Origin of the sequence: Flavobacterium sp. J27, assembly GCF_004303025.1 — a bacterium.
In the GTDB taxonomy this organism is placed as follows: domain Bacteria; phylum Bacteroidota; class Bacteroidia; order Flavobacteriales; family Flavobacteriaceae; genus Flavobacterium.
Genome location: NZ_PJQW01000011.1, coordinates 163,313 through 170,580 on the forward strand (window position 1 = coordinate 163,313; position 7,268 = coordinate 170,580).

2 protein-coding genes are annotated in these 7,268 nt (G+C 28.3%); both read right to left on the reverse strand.

Annotated features, from left to right (window positions below; genetic code table 11):
* Positions 1-964, reverse strand: a 964-nt coding sequence (locus tag CX675_RS20195; protein ID WP_240723660.1) for an aromatic amino acid hydroxylase, incomplete at its 3' end; no start/stop codon positions are given.
* Positions 965-3,097: 2,133 nt separating this feature from the next.
* Complete coding sequence (gene cas13b, locus CX675_RS15265) at positions 3,098-6,541, reverse strand: type VI-B CRISPR-associated RNA-guided ribonuclease Cas13b (protein WP_130736113.1); 3,444 nt, start codon at positions 6,539-6,541, stop codon at positions 3,098-3,100.
* Positions 6,542-7,268: the final 727 nt, after the last annotated feature.

A 7,268-nucleotide genomic window follows, 5' to 3' on the forward strand; every position in this document is an offset into this window, starting at 1 on the left:
TACTTAATTCAATAGTTCCTAAGGCTTTGGAATCAATTAGTTTTTTTACGCCTTTTGGACCACCTTTTCGTAAGGCCATGGTATTGGCAAACTCTTCTAAAACTAAACTCAGATGTGCAAAATCAGGAGTTACAAAAAGTTGGGGTTGCGGTTTTGTAATGTCAAAACTTTGATCGGCAGCCACAATAGAGTAAGGTATTTTCTTTACATTATCGGTCATGCACCAAGCGCTTTCCCCAATTGATGATAATAATCCAGCACCATAAATTTTAGGATTTTCAACCGTACCAATTAAACCATATTCCACCGTCCACCAGTGTAAATTTCGAATACGAGCCATTTCAGACAATTCGCCCATATTGTTTTGTAAATAGTCTACACGATCTTCCGCTGCTTTTATTTCAGCTTCAGGAGTATCTTCTGCTTCTTTTAAAATAGAAAGCAAACGCACCGCTTCATACATTTCGTGATCATGTGCAGAAGAAATAGCTTTGCAGCCAATTTCACCAAAACGACGCAAGTATTCTGCATATTCTGGATTCGCAATAATAGGCGCATGACCCGCACCTTCATGAATAATATCTGGAGCAGGGGTGTATTCTATATGTTCTAATTGACGAATATCGGAAGCAATAACTAAAACATTATAGGCTTGGAATTCCATAAAAGCATTGGGTGGAATAAAACCATCTACAGCAACGGCAGCCCAACCAATTTCTTTTAAAATACGGTTCATACCATACATATTTGGAATATTTTCAATTTCCAAACCTGTTTTTTGTAAGCCTTCTAAATACGATTCATGTGCTACTTTAGACAAATAATCCACATTTTTACGCATTACATAACGCCAAACCGCTTGGTTAATGGGTGTGTAATCTTCATAATCTTGCGGTTTTATAAACTGTTTTAAATGTTTCGGTAACCTGTCTATCAAAGGATTGCTTTCAAATGACGCTTCCATATTGCACATAAATTAAGATATGTGTAAAAATACGAATTTTTTAGGTGATTTTTTGATGTTAAAAGAGGTATTTTTTGAGGAATGTGTAAAAGAGGGTTTGGTTGGTTGTTGGTTGATGGTTGTTGGTTGTTGGTTGATGGTTGGTGGTTGTTGGTTGATGGTTGATGGTTGTTGGTTGGTGGTTGATGGTTGATGGTTGGTGGTTGATGGTTGGTGGTTGGTGGTTGGTGGTTGGTTGATGGTTGTTGGTTGGTGGTTGATGGTTGTTGGTTGATGGTTGTTGGTTGGTTGATGGTTGGTTAGTAACTAGGAAAGAGGAAAGATACTTAATCCATTAGACAACACATAACAGATAATAGACAGCTTAGTAGTGGCTCATAAACCATAATAGGGTTTTAAAAACCTTTGACAAAGTTTTCAATACAAACTAAAAACGTTGTCAAAGGGGAAATGATTGTTGTAGATACCTTTCAAATTTTAGATTCATGAACTCCTACTAAAAACAATAGAAGCAAAATGAATACAATAAAGGCTTTCACAACCAGTTAGATTCGCACTTAGGCTCGCAGTTAGTTGTAGATACCTTTCAAATCGAAGATTCATGAACTCCTATTAAAAAAGCAATAGAAGCAAAGTGAATACAATAAAGGCTTTCACAACGCGTGTATGCATGGTCGCAAATGAAAGATCGTTGTATATACCTTTCAAATCGAAGATTCATGAACTCCTATAAAGAAACAATAGAAGCAAAGTGAATACAATAAAGGCTTTCACAACCACAGATGTAGGAGTAAAAGGAGAAATACGGTTGTAGATACCTTTCAAAATAAAGGCTTTCACAACTTGTCTCAAATAGAAATACCTGCAAACGATGTTGTAGATACCTTTCAAATCGAAGATTCATGAACTCCTATTAAAAAAACAATAGAAGCAAAGTGAATAAAATAAAGGCTTTCACAACCTTAAAGAACAAAAGAAATGGTATCAAACTGTTGTAGATACCTTTCAAAATAAAGGCTTTCACAACTTTAACTGGTGCAAATGTAAACTCTCAAAAGTTGTAGATACCTTTCAAAATAAAGGCTTTCACAACTATTTGGACTTACAATGAGTGGTATTTAGAGTTGTAGATACCTTTCAAAATAAAGGCTTTCACAACAATCCACAGATAGAAGAGTTAGATGGTGTAGTTGTAGATACCTTTCAAAATAAAGGCTTTCACAACCTACAAATGCTAAAAAACCGCGTAAGAGAAGTTGTAGATACCTTTCAAAATAAAGGCTTTCACAACCAACACTTTTTTTTACATAGATCCTCCTTAGTTGTAGATACCTTTCAAAATAAAGGCTTTCACAACTGAAAGATGGGTTGAAGGTTTACGATTAATGTTGTAGATACCTTTCAAAATAAAGGCTTTCACAACTAGGTAGAGCTTTACATTATACAGATGTTAGTTGTAGATACCTTTCAAAATAAAGGCTTTCACAACTTAGAAGTAAAATGATAACAATGTTGGATAGTTGTAGATACCTTTCAAAATAAAGGCTTTCACAACACAAGTAATTACCAAGCGTAACCATTGCTAGTTGTAGATACCTTTCAAAATAAAGGTTTTCACAACTAATATTAGATGATTTTATAAGTAGTGGTGTTGTAGATACCTTTCAAATCGAAGATTCATGAACTCCTATAAAGAAACAATAGAAGCAAAGTGAATACAATAAAGGCTTTCACAACGAGTAACGAAAATACAAGTAACTGGGGACAGTTGTAGATACCTTTCAAAATAAAGGCTTTCACAACAAATTTTGTTAAAAAGCATTATCCAAAAGAGTTGTAGATACCTTTCAAAATAAAGGCTTTCACAACATATAAATATTTTTAAAATGAGCAAAATAAGTTGTAGATACCTTTCAAATCGTAGATTCATGAACTCCTATAAAAAAACAATAGAAGTAAAGTGAATACAATAAAGGCTTTCACAACCGTATAGTTGCTAAACCTAGATATTAAAAGGGATTCTAGTATATTTTCAATAAAAAAAATGAACTTTTTAGAATGGTTGTTGTGAAAAAGTAGTCATTTTTTAATTTCTAGTAGTGCAGTATTTCAAGGAGCGTTGTTATTGTTATTTTAGTTTTTATTATTTAACTTTTCAATTAATTGTGTTTTGTAACTTTCAAAAACTCTATTAAAATAGGTAGCAAAATATTCATCTTCTTTTTTTGGGATGTCATTATTTGTTATATCATAAATAATTTTATCTGGATATTGATTATGTGCAAATTTATTACGAATCATAATAACAACTAAACCTTTTTTTATCCATGGGCATGTTAAATTTTGTATTTCAGAAATTTCACTTTCATATAAAGAGTGCAAATTTATTTTTTTTAATTTTTCAAATTCTTGGAGATTTAATACAGATATTTTTTCTAAAACACCAGTCTCAATATAAAATCTAAAATTTGGATGACCATTTTTTTCTTCAAAAATTGAAGGATGTATTTTATGTACTTTATAGTGTTCATTGTTATTTAAAATTATTTCTTCCAATTCTTGTACTTGTTTTAGAAGGTATTCACTTCTAATTTTTTCATAGTTTTCTAATTCCATTGATAGTGAACAATATTTTTGCTTGTTTTCTAATTCAATTGACCATGACTGATTATTATACTTTATTAGATTTTTTATTTTTGAATTAAGAAGTATTTTTTTAAATTTTCCAAAATCTTTCATTTTGGCTTTTGATTTTATCCTTCCATTATATGCTTCAAAATTAATTTGTTTTTTCCAGATAAAACTTTCATCTTTTTCATGATTGATTTTAGCAGATGATTTAATTTGCTCTCTTTCTTCTTTAGAAACATAGTAATCTTCTAATAGAGATATGGTTTTTTGATTAAATAAATCATTATACAGATTATCTACCATGTTTTTAAGATAATAATCTTGTATTTTAGTTTTATTTATGGAACGAGTATTTTTGTAAATAACTTTTTGATTAATCTCTATATAATGTAGAGGCAAAGTATAGAAAGATTGATAAGAAGAGTATTTTTTTGCTTCAGTAAACCATTTTGCAAATTTGTTCTCATTATTTTTATCATTCCATTCTTTACCAATTATAAATGTAGGATTTGAATCAAATAGACCACAAGGTAGATTGACAGGTTGTTCAATAATTGATTTTTTGTAAGATTCTAAATCTTTTGTAACATACTTTCTTTTAGAAAATATTCTAAATAGATTTTCATTATTTATAGTTATATTGTTTTTTATATTGTTTAAAATTTCTAATCGCTTAATTAAATAATCCTTGTAGAACAAATCAAAGTTATTTCTTCTCTCTATTATATCTGAAATAGTTTTTCCAATGAATTTGTCTTCAAATAATTTCCATTTCTCATTAAGTAGTTGTCTAATTTCATTTTTTCGTTCGCTATAAAAAGAAAATAAGTACTGTAATTGTCCATGCTCATAACCTTTCCAGTTTTTTCTACTACTTTCTGGCATCATTCTCTTTAGATCATTAGCTAGCCATGTTGCTTCCTTGCCTATTTCTTTTTTAGTAAAAAGATATTTTCTTATTCCTTCTTGTATTTCTTTAGTATTGTTGTTTAAAAAGAATATTTTTTGTTGCGTTTTTTTTATTTCTTCATCAATATCGTTTGTTATTTTAAAAACAATATCACCATTATTATTTTTAACTTTTAGGAATGTTTCTACTGCATTTGTTTTAAAAAGTTTTTTAGGATATTTTTTAAGATTTTCACTTGATATAGCTTTATCTGGATTGAAAAATTCAATAGTTTTCTTTTGGTTCTCTATTTTAGATGTTATTTTTTTTTCAATTTCAAGTCTAAGATTTTCAATATCAGTTGTGTTATTTGCTTTGTGTAAATAAGTATGTATAAGAGGTATTAGTTCATTACAGCTTAATAAAGCATGAGGTTTATCAAAGATGAATTTATCTTTATCTTCTTCTTTAATTATTTTTGTTAAAATATCTTTTTTTGATATTCTGTTAATTCTTTTAGATGCTTCGATTCCATTAGTATTCTCATCAATTTTATTAAAAATATAAATAGGAATATTATTTCCTTGAAAATAATAACTCGGATTTGGAAATTCTTCCCAATAGCCTAGTTCTGAATTTGGAATGTTATTTTTATTATTAAAGTATTCGTTTTTAGCATCAATAACATCATTTAATCTCCCAAAAACTTTTATGTCTTCTTTAATTACTCTGTTAGTAACAAGTATATTTTTTCCTTTTCCAACAGATTTAGACATTTGGGAGTGTACAAATGAGCCTACTTTTATCATGAATCGTAAATTTGGTAATTGTATAACTTCTTCAATGAACCGAAGAGCAAAATAGTTAAACTTATTTTCATATCTCTTTCGTTTTACTTCATGTATGACCCTTGAAGATTCTGAAGAATCCATATTTTCTTCATTGTCTCGCATGTATTCATTTTCATCTTCTAAAAATTTTTCTTGATCTTCTTCCGATAAATATTGATAGATTTCATTAGGAACTTTACTTAGATAATCTACCATTTGAGTAAGAAGAGTTTCTTTTGTGAAGGAAGTATTAATTGTGTTTTTGAGGCCTTTAAAGCAAAAATGCGTGTAAACCCAGCGTGTGGCTAAAAATTGTAATTCATTAGTAGCTTTAAAATTTTTAGATTTTGAAAGTAAATGTTCCATTTCTTTTTTGTCTAGAAAAAGAGAAAACAAGAACAAAAAGCCTGAACGAGATATGTTGTTTTTGAAATTATTAGTAATTGAATTGGTATTCTTACTTCTATGAAAATCTTTTAGAATAGCTTCATAATTATTTTCTCCTTTTTTTATGACTTCATATAAATACTTGAATGATTTATTAAATAGTTTTTTAGTTTCTTCTTCATTTTTGTTTTCAAATAGATTTTTATATTTTTTATTAAGCAAACTATGATTATCCTTTACATTCATTCGCTTGTTTTTAACTTCTTGAATCGCTTCTAGTTTTATTTTATCCAAAATGTTAAAAATATTACTTGAAATAAAATTTGATTTTTGATAATCAAGAACTGAAATTTGGTTTTCAATATGGGTGTTTACTATTGGATATTCTCCTAATACAATATCATTGTGATGATAATGAGTGTAAAAGTTTCTTAGTTTTTCAATAGCATCAAATAATATGACCAAAGTGTTTATAAATATTGCTTTTTTATTTTCAGTTGGAATATGTATTGTTTTTATATTATCATTTTGATATTCCATTTTTGTAATTTTTTCTATTACAGATACAAAAGGGAAATAGTTTGAAAACATTTGTACTGCTCTTTTCCATTCAATATCAAGTGCATCAATTTTAAAAATTACTTCTAGAAAGGATATTTTATTATTTTTGTCATAATTACTTAAATTTAATCTTTCTGAAATTTCTTTAAAAGATTTTTCAATGTGATCATCAGCCAAGTTAAAGAACCCTCCAAAATAATGTTTGTCTTCAGTTTTATCGTGATTATAGGTTTTACCTAAACCTATTCCTGTTTTTTCATCAATAGTATTGTTATTCATGTTTCTTAGTCTTTAAAAATGAAATTTTATTTGTTTTACTAATTTAAGTATAACTAAACGGCTTACCAATTTAAGTTATTGACAGATATTTGTTTAAAATGAATGGTAATATAAACCAAAATCAAATTTTGTTTCTAGGTACAATTACCCGTTTTAACAATTTTTTAAAAATAATAGAGTAGGAGAAGCATTCCTTATGGGAAACCGTAAAATTGAGAAAACCTTTGGTAATGTTTTTAGTTTAAGACGAGAACTTTAGCAAAAGATTTTGTAGGTGTAAAAAAGGGTGACATTTTTTAAAAAAAATAAAATTTGTCACAAAAAGTGTGACAAAATAAATTTTTTTAAAAAATTATCACAAAAAAAGAAACAAAATAATTTTTGAAATAAAATTGTCACAAGCATCAAATATAGTTTTGTACTGATTATTTATAAAAAATAAAAAAACTGGCCTGCTTTTTGTTAGTATTATTAATGCATTGCCATAGTAGTTTAGTTTTAAGACCAAAGTGTGCTATTTTTGAAAATTAATAGCACACTTTTTTTGTAGGTATTATAAAAAAAACAACCCCTTAAAGTACAGGTTTTTTAAGAGGTTGAAAAAGGGATAATAAAAATCCAATTAACTAATTCACTATTTTTTCACGATTAGGAATTCTGAGCGTCTGTTTTGTGCGTGTTCTTCTTCGGTACACTCTTTACAAGGTACTTTTGGTTCGCTTTCTCC

What these genes read in the sequence shown, in the direction of transcription:
- cas13b (WP_130736113.1), bottom strand. Translation starts at nt 6,541, where the DNA reads ATGAATAACAATACTATTGATGAAAAAACAGGAATAGGTTTAGGTAAA.